Source organism: Nocardioides plantarum, from assembly GCF_006346395.1.
Classification (GTDB): Bacteria; Actinomycetota; Actinomycetes; order Propionibacteriales; family Nocardioidaceae; genus Nocardioides; species Nocardioides plantarum.
Genome location: NZ_VDMS01000001.1, coordinates 2,102,623 through 2,116,797, shown reverse-complemented (window position 1 = coordinate 2,116,797; position 14,175 = coordinate 2,102,623). Strand labels below are relative to the sequence as shown.

The following is a 14,175-nucleotide window of genomic DNA, read 5'->3' as shown; positions in this document are numbered from 1 at the left end:
CCGCCCGGTCGGCGTACGTCGCCCGGGCGGCGGTCAGTCGCTGGTCAGTCGGCGATGTCGCGCGCCCACGACCACGCGTAGTCGGGGTCCTCCACGGCCAGCCCGCCCTCGCCGAGCTCGAGCGGGGCGAAGGTGTCGACCATGACGGCCGACTCCTCGAAGCGGTCGGCGCCGAGCGAGGCCTCGATCGCCGAGGGCTGCGGGCCGTGGGCGTGGCCGCCGGGGTGCAGCGAGATCGAGCCGAGGCCGATGCCCGAGCCCTTGCGGGCCTCGTAGTCGCCGGCGACGTAGAACATCACCTCGTCGCTGTCGACGTTGGAGTGGTAGTAGGGCACCGGGACCGCCAGCGGGTGGTAGTCGACCTTGCGCGGCAGGAAGTTGCAGATCACGAACCGGTCGCCCTCGAAGACCTGGTGCACCGGGGGCGGCTGGTGGACCTTGCCGGTGATCGGCATGTAGTCGTCGATGTTGAACGTGTAGGGGTAGAGGCAGCCGTCCCAGCCGACGACGTCGAACGGGTGCGTCGCGTAGGTCAGCCGGGTGCCGACGATCCCGGCGCTGGTGCGGTGCTTGACCAGCACCTCGACCTCGGTGTCGTCGGCATGGGTCTCGACCAGCCCGGCCACCGAGTCCGGGTCGGGGCCGTGCAGGTCGCGCTCGCTGTACGGCGCGTGCTCGAGGAGCTGGCCGTAGCGCGACAGGTAGCGCTTGGGCGGGGCGACATGGCTGTTGGCCTCGATCGCGTAGAGCCGGGACGGCTCGGCCGGCACCCAGCGGTGGGTCGTCGCTCGGGGGATCACCACGTAGTCGCCGGCCCGGTAGGCGACCACGCCGAACACCGTCTCGACGACGCCGGAGCCGGCCTCGACGAAGACGCACTCGTCGCCGATCGCGTTGCGGTAGAGCGGGCTCGGCGCGACCCCGGTGACGACGTAGGCGATCCGGACGTCGTGGTTGCCCAGCACGAGCCGGCGGTCGGTCACCGCGTCGGTGCCGGTGTGCAGCGCGTGCAGCCGCAGGTGGCGCGGCTTGAGCGGGTGGTTGGGCACCCGCACCTGGTCGGGCAGCTCCCAGACCTCCGAGCCGACGATCGCCGACGGGACGCCGCGGTGGTAGAGCAACGAGGAGTCGGACGAGAAGCCCTCCTCGCCCATCAGCTCCTCGTAGTAGAGGTGTCCGTCGGGGTCGCGGTGCTGGGTGTGCCGCGTCGGGGGGACCTGGCCGAGCTGCCGGTAGTACGCCACGCTCGGACGGTACCCCCGACTGCCGTCGGTCTCAGCGCCCGAGCCCGGCGAGGTGCTCGTCGAGGACGTCGAGCGCCCGCGTCCACGTCTGCTGGCTCGGCGGGTCGCTGTGGGCGAAGGCCCCGCCGGCCTCGAGCTGCACGAAGCCGCGCAGCAGGCTGGCCAGGAGGCGTACGGCGTGGACGCGCTCGGCCTCGGGGACGGCGTACCCGCGCAGGACCGCCAGGGCCTGGGCGCTGTGGCGCTCGGCCGCGCGGACCAGGTCGGGGGTCAGCTCGCGGTCGACCACCCCGGCGGCCTCGTAGCGACCGGGGTGGGCCAGCGCGTAGGCGCGGTGGGTGTCGGCGAGCGCCACGAGGGCGTCGCGGCCGGCGAGCCCCGCGATCGCCCGGTCGACGAGGTCGGCCAGCTCGTCGAGGGCGAGCGTCGAGACGCCCGCGTGCAGCGCGTCGGTGCCGGCGACGTGGGAGTAGAGGCTGGGCGTGCGCACGCCGACCCGGCGGGCCACGCTGCTGACGGTGAGCGCGCGCAGGCCGTCCTCGTCGGCGAGGTCGGCGGCGGCGGCGACGACCGCGTCGCGGGTGAGACCGACCTTCATCGCCGGACCCTCATCGCTGGACCCGGCGCAGGAACGTGTCGAGGTTGGTCTGCATCCGCGCGACCTTGTCGTCGGTCGTCATCGTCTCGGCGACCAGGCTGATCGCCGGCAGGGGTCGCCACCCCCGCGCGTAGCCCGAGCAGCCCAGGTCGGAGCAGATGTCGAGCCCGACCGTGTTGCCGTCGCGACCCGCCCGGCCGGCGCGGTTGGCCACCATCAGGCCGACCCCGCTGGCGCGGTGCACGGTGCAGCAGATCGAGCACATCTTGTGGCTCGAGCCGCCGCTGAGGTTGCGGCGCAGCCGGACGCCGACCGGCCCGTCGGCCCGGGGTACGACGAGGGCCGCCTGCTGCGGGGCGCGCGGGTCGACCCAGCCGAGGAAGTCCAGCTGCTCCCAGGCCAGCTCGCCGAGGTCGTCGGGCAGGTTGATCCGCTGGGCCTCGCCCTTGGTCGCGTTGACGAACGAGCCGCGGATCTCCTTCGTGCTGAGAGCGTCCATGGCTCGACGGTAGGTCTGCCTATAGGTGTTAGGCAAATCCCTAGGATGTACACGTACGACGGCTCGCTAGGTTGGCCGGGTGAGCGATCTCCCGGCGTACCTGGTCGGCTTCGTCGACGACCAGGGGCTGATCCCCGACCGCGCCTCCCTGCCCGTGCACGACTCGCCCGCCGTCGGCTGTCGCGTGTGCCACCAGGGCGACCTCGACAGCCTGGTCGGCCGCAGCGGGCTCCGGGTCACCGTCGACGGGGCCGGCGGGATGCCCGCCCTGGCCCGCGCGGCCGCCGGTCCCTTCGGGATCGTCGCGGCGACCGTACGGCTGCAGGACCCGGGCGACCCCGTCGCCAACGTCCGCCGGTTCCTCGTCGCGGCCCGCGACGCCGACCTCCCCGAGGACGTGCTGCTCCACGTCGAGGTCCAGGGACCCCCGCTCGGCTCGTGGCTCTCGGTCGCCGACGAGGTGGCCGCGGTCGAGGGCGCCCTCGTGCTCGACCTCGACGCCGGTGACCCGGCCTCGCCCGAGGTATGGACCGAGGCGTGGATCGAGGCGGCCCTCGACCGCGAGCTCCCGTTCGTCCTGAGCGGGGGCTCGATCGGCGCGGCCCTCGACACCCTGGCCACCACCGCCCGCCTCTGGGGTGACGCCGACGACCTCGTCGCCGCACGCCGGTGGTGCCGCTCCTGGCAGACCCGGGACGTCCCGGCCGCCCTCACCTACCTGGAAGGCCTCTCATGACCGACGGCTTCGGCCTCGACCACCTGCCCTACGGCGTGTTCTCCGTCGCGGGCGGCCCGCGCCGGGTCGGCGTACGGCTCGGTGACGCGCTGCTCGACCTGTCCGCGCTCTCCGACCGCCCCGAGCTGGCGGCGGCCACGCTCAACCCCCTGATGGCGCTCGGTCCGCAGGTGTGGCGCGAGACCCGTGAGCAGGTCGCGTTCCTGGCCGAGTCGGGCAGCCCGACGGTGCCGCTGTCCGAGGTCGTGCTGCACCTGCCGTTCGAGGTCGCCGACTACGTCGACTTCTACGCCTCCGAGCACCACGCGACCAACGTGGGCCGGATCTTCCGCCCCGACGGGGATCCCCTGCCGGCCGCCTGGAAGCACCTGCCCATCGGCTACCACGGGCGCGCCGGCACGGTCGTGCCGTCGGGCACCCACGTCGTACGGCCGTCGGGCCAGCGCGGGGCCGGCGACGTCGGACCGAGCCGACGGCTCGACCTCGAGGCCGAGCTCGGCTTCGTGGTGGGTACGCCGAGCCCGCCGGGGGTCCCGGTGGCCGCCGCCGACCTCGCCGACCACGTGTTCGGGGTCGTCGGCCTCAACGACTGGTCGGCCCGCGACCTGCAGGCCTTCGAGTCCGCGCCGCTCGGGCCGTTCCTCGGCAAGTCGTTCGCCACCTCGATCAGCCACTGGGTGACGCCGCTGCAGGCCCTCGACGCGGCGTGGTGCGACCTGCCGGGTCAGGACCCGCGCCCCGCGGACTACCTGGCCCCCGACGACGCCCGCGGGCTCGACATCGACGTCGAGGTCGCGGTGGGCGGGTCGGTGCTCTCGCGCCCGGCGTACTCCTCGACCTACTGGGGCCCGGCCCAGATGCTGGCCCACCTCACCAGCAACGGGGCCTCGCTGCGCACCGGCGACCTGTTCGCCTCAGGCACGATCAGCGGCCCCGAGCGCGACCAGCGCGGCTGCCTGCTCGAGCTGACCTCGGGCGGTAACGAGCCGCTCGTGGTCGACGGCCGCGAGCGGACCTGGCTCGACGACGGCGACGAGGTGGTGCTGCGCTACTCCGCACCCTCGACCTCCGGCGCCCGCCTCACCCTCGGCGAGGTCCGCGGCACCATCGCCCCCGCACATCCCTGACGGCTCGATCCGACAACCACGCTGACCCGTCGCCCATGGAGGACGGGTCGATCCGAAAAATGCGCTGACCCGTCGCCCATGGGCGACGGGTCAGCGGGGGGACCTAGACCTGGACGCGGTCGCGGGCGCCGTAGAGGTGCACGGGGAGCTCCTCGACGCCGTAGACGGCCGAGAGCTTGCGGAAGTCGAGGTCGGACCGGTCGGCGGTGACGCGCAGGTCGGGGAAGCGGTGGGCCAGGGCGCGCAGGGCGATCCGCAGCTCCATGCGGGCCAGCTCGGCGCCGACGCAGCGGTGCATCCCATGGCCGAAGGCGAGATGCTTGGTGGGCTCGCGGTGGGGATCGAAGGTGTCGGGGTGCTCACCGGCCATCGACGGGTCGCGGTTGGCGCCGAGCAGCGAGATGCCGACCGCGTCGCCGGCCTTGATCGACCGGCCGCCGAGCTCGAGGTCGACCTTGGCGAAGCGCAGGAACGCGATCTGGACGACGGTGAGGTGGCGCAGCAGCTCCTCGACGACGCGGTCGACGGCCGCGGCGTCGTCCTCGTTGCGCAGCATCGCCATGGCGTCGGGGTTCTCGGCGAGCAGGTAGGCGCCGAGGGCCAGCATGGAGGCCGAGGTCTCGTAGCCGCCGAGGAACACCCCGTCGGCGATGCCGCCGAGGGTGACGTCGTCGAGGGCGTCGCCGTGCTCCTGGATGAGCGCGCCGATGAGGCCCTCACCCGGCTCGGCGCGCTGCGCGGCCACGGCCTTGATGAGGAAGTCGCGGGTGTGCGCGGCGGCACCGAAGACCCCGACACCGCCCGAGCTGAGGTCGAAGCGGGCGACGCCGAGCTCGAAGAACCGCTCACGGTCCTCGGTCGGCAGCCCGAGCAGCTCGCAGATCACCTGGAACGGGACCGGGAAGGCGAACTCCTTGACCAGGTCGAGCTCGGGCCCGGCGGCCTCCATCGCGTCGAGCCGCTCGTGCACGACCCGCTCGATCTCCGGGCCGAGCCGGGCCAGGCGCCGCATCGTGAACTCCGGCGTCAGGTAGCGGCGCAGCGCGGTGTGCAGCGGCGGGTCGATCATGCCGAGCCCGCCGATCTGCTCCTCGTCGCTGCGCCCCTCCTGGGAGACGAACTGACCCAGGTCGTTGGAGTACGACGCCCCGTCGGCCAGCGCGGCCCGCGCCTCGTCGTAGCCGCTGACCAGCCAGATGTCCTTGCCGAACAGCGTGGCCAGCTTGGTGACCGGCTCCGCAGCGCGGACGACGGCCATCTCGGGCAGCGGGTCGAGCCCGTCGCGCTTGAGCGGCATCGTCACCGAGTCGGGCAGGAACCGCAGCTTGCGCAGGTCGATACCGTCCTTCATGGTGCGTTCGAGGAGGAACTTCCCCACGCGCTGCTTGACCGCACCCACCACTCGCATACCTGTATTGGACCAGACGGGTGAGGTGGTCCTCATCCAGGTGTGCCCGGAGTCTCCCCTGAGATCGACTGAGGTCCCCTGAGATCGGCGCGAGCCGCCCGGGCTCAGGGAGCGAGGTTGGCCGGGATGCTCTTGTCGGCGGTGCGGTTCTCGGCGTCGACCATCCAGGCGAGCTGCTCGACGCGCTCGATGATCGTGTGGAGCAGGTCGGCCGAGGTGGGGTCCTCGGCGTCGACGTCGTCGTGGATCCGACGGGCGGTCGCGGCGACGCCGTACATCGCGCCGACGATGAGGTCGACGGCCTCGGCGGTGTCGACCTCGGTGGCCGGGAACGCCGGGAGGCTGGACTGGTGGGCCACCGTCGCCGCGCGGGCGTCGGGCGTGACGTAGAGCGCGCGCATCCGCTCGGCCACGTCGTCACCGAAGGCGCGGGCGGCGTCGACGATCTCGTCGAGCTGGAGGTGGAGGTCGCGGAAGTTCTTGCCGACGACGTTCCAGTGGGCCTGCTTGCCCTGCAGGTGGAGGTCGGTCAGGTCGACCAGAAGGGCCTGGAGGTGGGTCGCGAGCTGCTGCGACGCACGGAACGGGGGGTGGCTGCTGTGCACGGTCTGGTGGCGTTCGATCGTCTCGGTCATGGGCCGAGCCTGCCACGTTTACTTGAATGATTCCAGAAAGGAAAGGCTGACCTCAGTCAGGACGCCGACAGCTGCGCGAGCTCGAGGGGCACCGACGACCGGGCGCCGAGCTCGGGCACCGAGGGCCGGGCGCCGTCGCGGACCAGCAGGTCGCCGATCGCCGCGATCATGGCGCCGTTGTCGGTGCACAGCCGCATGGGCGGCACCCGCAGCTCGATGCCGGCCTCCGCGCAGCGCTCCTCGGCCAACGAGCGCACCCGCGAGTTGGCCGCGACGCCGCCGACGATCACCAGGGTGTCGACCCCCTCCTGGCGGCAGGCCCGGATGGCCTTGGTGACCACGGTGTCGGCGACGCACTCCTGGAACGACGCGGCCACGTCGGCGACCGAGACGCCGGGGTCCTGAGGTCCGGCGACGTAGCGCGCGACCGCGCTCTTCAGGCCCGAGAACGAGAAGCCGAGCGCCGGGTCGCGCGGCGTCATCAACGGCCGGGTGAAGCGGACCGCGGTCGGGTCGCCCTCGCGGGCGATCCGGTCGATCGACGGCCCGCCCGGGTAGGGCAGGCCGAGCAGCCGCGCCACCTTGTCGAAGGCCTCGCCCGCCGCGTCGTCGAGGGTGTCGGACAGGTGCACGATCGGCGTGCGGACCAGGTCGTCGACGGCCAGCAGGCTCGTGTGACCGCCGCTGACGATCAGCACGATCGACCGGTCGGGCAGCGGCCCGTGCACCAGGGTGTCGGCCGCCGCGTGGCCGGCGAGGTGGTGCACGCCATACAGCGGTACGCCGAGCGCGAGCGCCGTCGCCTTGGCCGCGGCCACCCCGACGTGCAGCGCTGTGGCCAGCCCTGGCCCCGCGGTGACCGCGACCGCGCCGACCTCGTGCCACGCCAGCCCGGCGTCCTCGAGCGCCGCGCGCATCGTCGGCACCATCGCCTGCACGTGCGCGCGGGCCGCGATCTCGGGCACCACGCCGCCGAATCGGACGTGCTCGTCGATCGAGGAGGCGAGCGCGTCGCCGAGCAGCACCCCGTCCTTGACGAAGCCGACCCCGGTCTCGTCGCAGGAGGTCTCGATGCCCATCACCACCGTCATGACCGGGCCCTCAGCACTGCCACAGGAAGGTGGCGGTCTCGTGGGTGGTGCACGCGAACACGTAGCCGAGACCGCCACCGCCGAGGTTGATGCCGGTGGCGTCGTCGGCACCCTCCTCGAGGTGGGCCACGAACGGCATCGGGGACGCGCACGACGGGCAGGTCGGGGTCTCGTCACCCTGGATCCACTGCGGCTCGCCGCCGAGGCTCCCGAGGACCTGACGTGGGGACACGCCGTGCTGCTCGGCCCAGGCGGTGCGGGCGTCGCCGTACGACGGCTGCGCGACCTCGTCGACCCGTGCGGCGCTCACGGCGCCGAGGGTCGTCTCCCCGCGGGCGGGCGCGGTCAGCGGCACCAGCGCACCGCTGAACGCGTGGGCGCTGTTGCCGCCGGCGGCGGGGTCCCACTCGTCGCACATGCCGGGGTCGTTCTGGCACATGAACACCGAGACGGCCAGGCCGTCGGCGCTCGGCAGGTGGGCGAGGAACTGCATGGCGCCGTCGCAGGTCTCGCACGAGGGCCACGCGAAGCCGGCCGGGGCCAGGGGCAGCCCGCCGGTGCGCAGGGCGGGGCTGGCGGGGTCCGCCTCGCCGGCGTGGATCAGCAGCTGGGTCACGCCCGGAACGCTACCGCTCAGCCAGCGAGGCCCCCCGGTCGAGCGGGGGCCGTCCGCCGCGCGAGCGCGAGCGCCCGCACCTGCGGCGTACGCTCGGGACATGCGCGCGATCTGGAACGGCACCGTCATCGCCGAGAGTGACGACACCGTCGTCGTCGAGGGCAACCACTACTTCCCGATCGGGTCGCTCGACCCGGCCGTGCTGCGGCCCTCGACGGCCACGTCGCACTGCCCGTGGAAGGGCGATGCGTCCTACTACTCCCTCGAGGTCGACGGGCAGGTCAACGCCGACGCCGCGTGGTTCTACCCCGACCCCAAGCCGGCCGCCTCCGAGATCACCGAGCGGGTGGCGTTCTGGAAGGGCGTCGAGGTCGTCGAGTAGCGGTCCCGCTCCCGGCGTACGACGAGCGCGAGAGCTCCGCACACCCGGGTGTGGCGGGTGCGGTCCGCGGCCGGGAGGGTCGGGCGCATGGACCGGTTCACCGACTGGGTACTGAGGCACCGGCTGCTCGTCGCCCTCGGCTGGGTGGTGGTCGCCGTGGCCGGTGGTGCGCTGGCCCCGACGACGGTCGACCGGCTCAGCTACGAGTTCGCGCTCCCGGGGCAGCCGGCCTACGAGACCAACGTGGACATCGCGGAGCGGTTCGGCGGCGGGAGTGACGACCCGCTGGTCCTCGTCGTCAGCGGGCCGGACGCCGAGGGCCGGGCCGTCGCGCTCGCCCGCACCGTCGAGCAGCAGGTCGACGGCACCCGCACCGTGACCGCGCGCGACCCGGGCGCCGCGAGCCTGACCGGTCGCGGCGGGACCGTGTCGATGGTCGTCGTCCAACCCCGGGTCACCCCCGGGCCCGAGCCGTACGCCGCCTCGCAGCCCCGGCTCGAGCGGCTCGCCGCGCAGGCGCGGGCCGATGCGCCCGAGGGCACCGACGTCGAGCTGACGGGGTTCACGCTGCTCTCCGAGGGTGGCGCGTCGGGGGACCGGAGCGTCCTGGTCGAGGTGGTGCTCGGCGGGGTCGGGGCGCTCGTGGTGCTGGCGCTGGTCTTCGGGTCGCTGCTGGCCGGCGTGCCCCTGCTGGTGGCGGCGGTGTCGATCCTCGGCACCTACCTGGCGCTGCTCGGGCTCACCGGCATCACCGACGTGTCGTTCGTCGTGCAGTACCTCGTCGCGCTGATCGGCCTCGGCGTCGCCATCGACTACTCGTTGCTCATCGTCACCCGCTGGCGCGAGGAGACGGCGGGCGGGCGCGCCAACGACGAGGCCGTGCGGGCTGCGATGCGCACCGCAGGCGAGTCGGTGCTGTTCAGCGGCGTCACGGTCGCGGTGTCCTTGGCCGCGCTGGTGCTCACGCCGCTGCCGTTCCTGCGCTCGATCGGGCTGGGTGGCCTGCTGATCCCGCTGCTCAGCGTCGCGACCTCGCTCACCCTGGTGCCGGCGCTGCTCAGCGCGTTCGGCCCGCGGCTGACCTGGCCGCGCCGGGCGTCGAGCGACGGTCGGTCCCGGTTCTGGGCGCGCGTCGCGGCCCTCGTCGTACGACGGCGCTGGCTGACGGTCGTCGGGGCCAGCGCGGTGCTGATCGCCCTGGCCGCCCCGGTCGTCACGCTCACCCTCGGCTCGCCGCAGCTCGAGGGGCTCGAGACCGACGCCCCAGCGTCGCGCGCGGTGACCGCGGCCATCGACGACGGGGTGCCCGCGGGCGTGCTCCGTCCGGTCGAGCTCCTCGTCCCGACCGCCGACGTCGAGCGGGTCGGCGGTGCCGTCGGCGACCTCGACGGCGTCGGGGCCGTCGCCGCTCCCTCCGGCGAGGGGTGGAGCGACGGCGGCGACACGCTGCTCCAGGTGTGGCTCGCCGACGACCCGGCGAGCGACGCGGGCCGCGACACCCTCGACCGGGTGCGCGACGTCGCGACCGACGCCGGCGCGACGGGCGTCGGCGGCAGTCCCGCCGAGGACGCCGACTTCGTCTCCGCGGTCTACGGCAACGTCTACTGGGTGGTGCTGGGGGTCGTCGTCGTGACGTTCCTGCTGCTGGCCCGGGCGCTGCGCTCGGTCTGGCTGCCGGTCAAGGCGCTGGTGCTCAACGTGATCTCCATCGGGGCGGCGTACGGCGTCACCGTGCTGGTCTGGCAGGAGGGGTTCGGCTCCGAGCTGCTGTTCGGCCAGTCGGCGACCGGGGTGATCACGACGTGGGTGCCGATCGCGGCGTTCTCGTTCCTGTTCGGGCTCTCGATGGACTACGAGGTGTTCATCCTGTCGCGGATGCGCGAGGCCTACGACGAGCACGGCGAGACCGACCGGGCCGTCGTCGACGGCATCGCCCACACGGGCCGGCTGGTCACCTCGGCGGCGCTGATCCTGTTCCTGGCCTTCGTCGCGCTGTCGACGGTGCCGTCGGTCGAGGTCAAGATCCTCGCCACCACGCTCGCCCTCGGCATCGTCATCGACGCGGTGATCGTGCGTGGCCTGCTGGCCCCGGCGCTGGTCGCGGTGCTCGGCCGGGCCAACTGGACGATGCCGGACCAGCTCGCCCGGGTGCTGCGGGTCAGGCCTTCTTGATGATGACCAGGCCGACGGCGGCCGAGAAGGTGCACGCCTGCGCGAAGGTCGCCTTGACCCCCTTGTTGCAGCCCACCCAGCCGTTCTGCAGGCCGTAGCGCGACCCCCGGACGTAGATGCCGAACTCCTCCTTGCCGTTGGCGATCCCGGTGATCGAGAAGCGCCCGTCGGACGCGGTGTAGTCGTAGGCGAGGCGGTGGCGCTCGCCCGCGTCGTACGCCGCGACGTAGATGTTGCGCACCGGGCGGCGGGTGCCCCACATGACGACCTTGCCGGTCACCGTCACCGAGCGCGCGGCGGTCCCGGACGGTTCGCCCGCCGCCTGGCTGGGCGAGCCGATGGTCGTCAGGGCCGGCAGCAGGCTGAGCGCGGCGATCAGGACGACGGCGACGCGGGCACGGAGGGTCATGGACTCATGGTCGCGGTGACGCCGACCGGCTCGCCATAGTGCGAACGTGCCATTGACCGAGGTGGGGCGGGCGGTGGGGGCGAGTCGGGAGGACGGCTCAGAGCGCCGCGCGCAGCAGCGCCGTCACGCCGACGGCCGCCGCCGCGCTGACGACGAGCGGCACCCGGCAGAGCAGCAGGAGGGTCGCGACGGCGACGCCGGCCGTGTCGGCTCCCACGGCCAGACGGCGCTCGTCGGCGAACACCGCGGTGGCGATGAGCGCCGCGAGCAGCGGCGGGGCCATGGTGGCGATCACGCCGGTCGCCCAGGTCGGCAGCTCACGCCCGCCGACGAGCGCCGGCCCGATCGCCTTGGTGGCCGCCGCCATCACGGCGAGCGCGCCGATGAGCAGCCAGACCTGTCCCTCGCTGAGGTTCACGGCGTCTCCTCGGTCGGGCCGGCGTCACCGCGGACGGCGCCCAGCCCGATCAGCGCCGCGGCCCCGGCGGCGAGCACGGGGATGCCGGGCGGAGCGATCGGTACCAGCGCGACGGCGATCACCGCGCCGAGCGCCGCCGCCACCCGGGCTCGCGGTGTGCCGAGCTCGGCGATCAGGATGCCGACGAAGAAGGTGGGGAACAGGGCGTCGAGCCCGAACCGGTCGACGTCTCCCACGAGGTCGCCGACCAGCGCGCCGACCACCGTGCCGGCCAGCCACGCGACGTACTGCGGGATGGTCGTGCCGAGCATCAGCACCCGGTCGAACGTCCCGTCGCCGCGGTTGGCCAGCGCCCACGACGTGTCGACCACCGCCTGGCCCTCGACGGCCCGGCGGACCGGCCCGCCCGGCAGGGACGGCGCGAACGCGACGCCCATGGCCAGGAACCGCGAGTGCATCAGGGTGGCTGCGCCGAGCGCCGGCGCGATGCCGCCGCCGGCCGCCACGATCGACAGCGACGCGAACTGCGCCGACCCGGCGAAGACCAGCGCCGAGGTGACGATCGCCTGCAGCGCGGTGAACCCGGCCTGGACGGCCAGCACCCCGAACGACAGCGACAGCACGCCACTCACGGCCGCGTAGGGAAGCCCGAGCCGGACGCCGCGCCACAGGCCGGCACGCGTCGTCGGGTCCACCCGGCGAGCCTAGGGGCGGCCGGCTCTCAGCCCGTGATCGCGTCGAGGTCGCGGACGGCGTAGCGGTGGTGCTCCCACTCCTCCTCCAGGATCGTGTGCAGGCAGGAGCGGGTGGTCTCGGGGTACTCCGGCGACCACGGGTTGCGGCGCTCGACGTCGAGGTCGGCAGCGGTGACGACGGCGAGCAGCTCGCGCACCTGGGCCTGCTTCTCGGCGCGCACCGCCAGCACGTCGTCGTACGACGGGACGCCACTGGCGAAGACCGCCGGGTCGTAGCCGTCGGCGGCGTACTCGGCGTTGGGCTGGCCGATCGGGTGGTACGGCGCCTCGAGGCCCAGGATCGCGCCCCCCAGCCACGTGTCGGTCGCCATCACCAGGTGCCGCAGCGTCTGCGCGAACGACCACTCGCCGTCGACGCTGACGTCGGGGGTGGCAGCCGGCATCGCCGCGACGCGCTCGACGGTGGCACCCCAGGTGCGCTCGACCGCGTCCCACGCGGCCCGCAGCCCGTCGGGGTCCTCGGCCCGCCGCTGCTCGCGGCCCGGGAAGCGCCGGTCGAGCTCGGCGTCGACGAGCGGCGCCACGTCGACCCCGTTGACCAGCAGCGTGCTCCCGCCGTCGAGCAGCCACGGCGCGTCGAGGTCGGCACCGCCCAGCTCGACGGCCCGCATCACGACCCCGGACAGGTCGCTGCGCACGAACCTCGCCCCGCGCAGGTCGACGTCGGTGAACGTCGCGCCGCTGAGGTCGTCGGGCTCGGAGAAGGTCGTCATGGTGGCGACCCTGCCACTGATCGCGGCCGGCTGGGAGTGCCTGACCCGGCGGACTCCCAGACAGGACGCCCATCGGTTGGCGAGGCCTCTCGGGCCGCCGGGGCTCTACGCTGTCGACCGGACCCACCCTCGGTGCACGTCGGCAGGAAGGCCACGCAGAGGGCCCGACACGGAGGTGAACGTGAGCGTCCTGACAGACCACCTGGAGCGGCACCTGGGTGCGATACAGAGCGGATGGCCATCGCGAACGATTGGCTCTTCCAAGCCCTCCTTCCAGGTTGCGCAGTTCAGCAGCGGTTCGGGTCCGGGAACCGTTGGTTATGCGACGCTCGGTCTGCACCGCCAAGCACTGCGGTCACCCGCGTCCAACAAGCACATCCATATGGAACTGCTGGCCCTGCTTCCGACCTATCTAGAAGCCCATCAAGCGGCCGCGATCCTCCTGCAGGTGGGTGAGACGGTCGGCACATCCGGCCTGGCTTTGCTACGGGGGCACGTCATAGGGCCAGCCGGGCGGATCTGGGATGAATCCGAGATGACGGCCTTCTACGTGGGAATTCCGGTCTACTTCCCTGACGAGTTCGCCGGCGTCGTCGTCGACGGGGTAGATGTCGTGCTGGCGTGGCTGATCCCCATCTACAGCGCGGAGGCCGAATACATCTGGGGCGCGGGCTGGGAGAGCTTCGAGCAACTTCTCGCTGAATTGGATCCAGATTTGACAGACCTTCAGCGCCCATCAGTGGTGCCCTGATTGGTGCGTCTGCTGCTCTCATGCACGCCTCCGTCGCCATTTGGCCATATCGCTGCGCGGGCGCCTGGAGGTTCCGGGATCGAACCAATCGGCATACCCTGCGCTTCGTTTGCAATGGATTCGAGTCCAACGGCCCAGACTTCGTCAGATAGGTAGACCATGCAGGTCATTCACGTGGCACTCGAACAAGATTCGACGGGATATCCTCCGTACGAATACGAAGAACTTTTCGTCGATCCTGTCGGGCCGGGTCTGTGGAAGCTGCGGGTGTCCCCAGCCTTCTTGATGGGAGTGGCGCGAGGCGATGTCCTCCGAGCCGACAAGGACGCCAACGGGGTAGATTGGGCAACCCAGGTGGTGAGCACTGGAGGCAACTGGTGCAGCCGGGTCATTCCGTTGGGCGGACGGATCACATTGGGATCCGTGGTGGAGGAATTCGAGAAGCTGGGTTGCGAGGCACGAGAGACGGGGTTGGGTCTCGTCATCGTCGAACCCCAGCCTGACGCGGGCGTCAATCAAATCCTGGACAGACTGCAAAGTGGCCGAGTCGAGGGGATCTGGGACTTCGACCTCGGCGTCGACCCGCGAGCAATGTGACGTTGCCTCGTCAGCATGGTGGAG

At 72.6% G+C, this 14,175-nt stretch carries 17 protein-coding genes; 6 read left to right on the top strand and 11 right to left on the bottom strand.

The features are described from left to right. Window positions 1-44 precede the first annotated feature (44 nt). The 3 genes from FJQ56_RS09920 to FJQ56_RS09910 are packed head-to-tail and all read right to left on the bottom strand — an operon-like array spanning window position 45 to window position 2,341. The gene (locus FJQ56_RS09920; protein ID WP_140009243.1) at window positions 45-1,244 is read right to left on the bottom strand and encodes a homogentisate 1,2-dioxygenase; all 1,200 of its coding nucleotides are present in this window, start codon (window positions 1,242-1,244) and stop codon (window positions 45-47) included. Between the two features lie 31 nt (window positions 1,245-1,275). Beyond that, complete coding sequence (locus FJQ56_RS09915; RefSeq protein WP_140009242.1) at window positions 1,276-1,842, bottom strand: TetR-like C-terminal domain-containing protein; 567 nt, start codon at window positions 1,840-1,842, stop codon at window positions 1,276-1,278. Between the two features lie 10 nt (window positions 1,843-1,852). Then, the gene (locus FJQ56_RS09910) at window positions 1,853-2,341 is read right to left on the bottom strand and encodes an FBP domain-containing protein (RefSeq protein ID WP_140009241.1); all 489 of its coding nucleotides are present in this window, start codon (window positions 2,339-2,341) and stop codon (window positions 1,853-1,855) included. A 79-nt stretch (window positions 2,342-2,420) separates the two neighbouring features. Here FJQ56_RS09910 and FJQ56_RS09905 point away from each other — a divergent pair, with 79 nt between their 5' ends. Together FJQ56_RS09905 and FJQ56_RS09900 are read left to right on the top strand one after the other, a co-directional pair. Then, entirely contained in the window at window positions 2,421-3,077 is a 657-nt protein-coding gene (locus FJQ56_RS09905; protein ID WP_140009240.1) for a hypothetical protein, read from the top strand. After that, window positions 3,074-4,204 carry a fumarylacetoacetate hydrolase family protein gene (locus FJQ56_RS09900; RefSeq protein ID WP_140009239.1) on the top strand — a complete coding sequence of 377 codons (1,131 nt, stop codon included), beginning with the start codon at window positions 3,074-3,076 and terminating at the stop codon, window positions 4,202-4,204. Before FJQ56_RS09905 ends, FJQ56_RS09900 begins: the two co-directional genes overlap by 4 nt. A gap of 103 nt (window positions 4,205-4,307) precedes the next feature. On the opposite strand, the gene FJQ56_RS09895 is transcribed toward FJQ56_RS09900, so the two are convergent. The 4 genes from FJQ56_RS09895 to FJQ56_RS09880 form a co-directional block, all read right to left on the bottom strand. Beyond that, entirely contained in the window at window positions 4,308-5,612 is a 1,305-nt protein-coding gene (locus tag FJQ56_RS09895) for a cytochrome P450 (protein WP_140009238.1), read from the bottom strand. A gap of 104 nt (window positions 5,613-5,716) precedes the next feature. After that, a complete protein-coding gene (locus FJQ56_RS09890) occupies window positions 5,717-6,247 on the bottom strand; it encodes a Dps family protein (RefSeq protein WP_140009237.1) in 531 nt (176 codons plus the stop codon). 56 nt (window positions 6,248-6,303) lie between these two features. Further along, window positions 6,304-7,338: a tRNA (adenosine(37)-N6)-threonylcarbamoyltransferase complex transferase subunit TsaD gene (tsaD, locus tag FJQ56_RS09885; RefSeq protein WP_140009236.1), complete on the bottom strand. Its 1,035-nt coding sequence runs from the start codon at window positions 7,336-7,338 to the stop codon at window positions 6,304-6,306. 10 nt (window positions 7,339-7,348) lie between these two features. Continuing rightward, window positions 7,349-7,954: a hypothetical protein gene (locus FJQ56_RS09880; RefSeq protein ID WP_140009235.1), complete on the bottom strand. Its 606-nt coding sequence runs from the start codon at window positions 7,952-7,954 to the stop codon at window positions 7,349-7,351. Window positions 7,955-8,054: 100 nt separating this feature from the next. On the opposite strand from FJQ56_RS09880, the gene FJQ56_RS09875 reads away from it, so the two are divergent. Together FJQ56_RS09875 and FJQ56_RS09870 are read left to right on the top strand one after the other, a co-directional pair. After that, entirely contained in the window at window positions 8,055-8,336 is a 282-nt protein-coding gene (locus FJQ56_RS09875; protein WP_140009234.1) for a DUF427 domain-containing protein, read from the top strand. An 87-nt stretch (window positions 8,337-8,423) separates the two neighbouring features. Beyond that, window positions 8,424-10,508 carry an MMPL family transporter gene (locus FJQ56_RS09870; RefSeq protein ID WP_140009233.1) on the top strand — a complete coding sequence of 695 codons (2,085 nt, stop codon included), beginning with the start codon at window positions 8,424-8,426 and terminating at the stop codon, window positions 10,506-10,508. On the opposite strand, the gene FJQ56_RS09865 is transcribed toward FJQ56_RS09870, so the two are convergent. The 4 genes from FJQ56_RS09865 to FJQ56_RS09850 all read right to left on the bottom strand — a co-directional run bounded on the left by FJQ56_RS09865 (window position 10,495) and on the right by FJQ56_RS09850 (window position 12,803). Continuing rightward, window positions 10,495-10,917, bottom strand: coding sequence for a hypothetical protein (locus FJQ56_RS09865; protein ID WP_140009232.1), 423 nt, complete (start codon window positions 10,915-10,917; stop codon window positions 10,495-10,497). The two genes, FJQ56_RS09870 and FJQ56_RS09865, sit on opposite strands and share 14 nt — an antisense overlap. A 97-nt stretch (window positions 10,918-11,014) precedes the next feature. Continuing rightward, window positions 11,015-11,335 (bottom strand): AzlD domain-containing protein, encoded by a 321-nt coding sequence (locus FJQ56_RS09860; protein ID WP_211350823.1) that lies wholly within the window; start codon window positions 11,333-11,335, stop codon window positions 11,015-11,017. Further along, complete coding sequence (locus tag FJQ56_RS09855; protein ID WP_140009231.1) at window positions 11,332-12,030, bottom strand: AzlC family ABC transporter permease; 699 nt, start codon at window positions 12,028-12,030, stop codon at window positions 11,332-11,334. The genes FJQ56_RS09860 and FJQ56_RS09855 overlap by 4 nt, the downstream gene beginning before the upstream one ends. Window positions 12,031-12,056: 26 nt before the next feature. Continuing rightward, window positions 12,057-12,803: a DinB family protein gene (locus FJQ56_RS09850; RefSeq protein ID WP_140009230.1), complete on the bottom strand. Its 747-nt coding sequence runs from the start codon at window positions 12,801-12,803 to the stop codon at window positions 12,057-12,059. Between the two features lie 181 nt (window positions 12,804-12,984). Between FJQ56_RS09850 and FJQ56_RS09845 the strand changes: the two genes are divergently transcribed. Both FJQ56_RS09845 and FJQ56_RS09840 read left to right on the top strand, forming a co-directional pair. After that, window positions 12,985-13,554: a suppressor of fused domain protein gene (locus FJQ56_RS09845; protein WP_170215334.1), complete on the top strand. Its 570-nt coding sequence runs from the start codon at window positions 12,985-12,987 to the stop codon at window positions 13,552-13,554. A gap of 159 nt (window positions 13,555-13,713) precedes the next feature. Continuing rightward, the gene (locus tag FJQ56_RS09840) at window positions 13,714-14,151 is read left to right on the top strand and encodes a DUF4265 domain-containing protein (protein ID WP_140009228.1); all 438 of its coding nucleotides are present in this window, start codon (window positions 13,714-13,716) and stop codon (window positions 14,149-14,151) included. Window positions 14,152-14,175 lie beyond the last annotated feature (24 nt).

Coding starts and splice junctions, on each gene's coding strand:
- FJQ56_RS09915 (WP_140009242.1), bottom strand. CDS start 1,842: ATGAAGGTCGGTCTCACCCGCGACGCGGTCGTCGCCGCCGCCGCCGAC.
- FJQ56_RS09850 (WP_140009230.1), bottom strand. CDS start 12,803: ATGACGACCTTCTCCGAGCCCGACGACCTCAGCGGCGCGACGTTCACC.
- FJQ56_RS09875 (WP_140009234.1), top strand. CDS start 8,055: ATGCGCGCGATCTGGAACGGCACCGTCATCGCCGAGAGTGACGACACC.
- tsaD (WP_140009236.1), bottom strand. CDS start 7,338: ATGACGGTGGTGATGGGCATCGAGACCTCCTGCGACGAGACCGGGGTC.
- FJQ56_RS09900 (WP_140009239.1), top strand. CDS start 3,074: ATGACCGACGGCTTCGGCCTCGACCACCTGCCCTACGGCGTGTTCTCC.
- FJQ56_RS09840 (WP_140009228.1), top strand. CDS start 13,714: ATGCAGGTCATTCACGTGGCACTCGAACAAGATTCGACGGGATATCCT.
- FJQ56_RS09865 (WP_140009232.1), bottom strand. CDS start 10,917: ATGACCCTCCGTGCCCGCGTCGCCGTCGTCCTGATCGCCGCGCTCAGC.
- FJQ56_RS09890 (WP_140009237.1), bottom strand. CDS start 6,247: ATGACCGAGACGATCGAACGCCACCAGACCGTGCACAGCAGCCACCCC.
- FJQ56_RS09910 (WP_140009241.1), bottom strand. CDS start 2,341: ATGGACGCTCTCAGCACGAAGGAGATCCGCGGCTCGTTCGTCAACGCG.
- FJQ56_RS09870 (WP_140009233.1), top strand. CDS start 8,424: ATGGACCGGTTCACCGACTGGGTACTGAGGCACCGGCTGCTCGTCGCC.
- FJQ56_RS09895 (WP_140009238.1), bottom strand. CDS start 5,612: ATGCGAGTGGTGGGTGCGGTCAAGCAGCGCGTGGGGAAGTTCCTCCTC.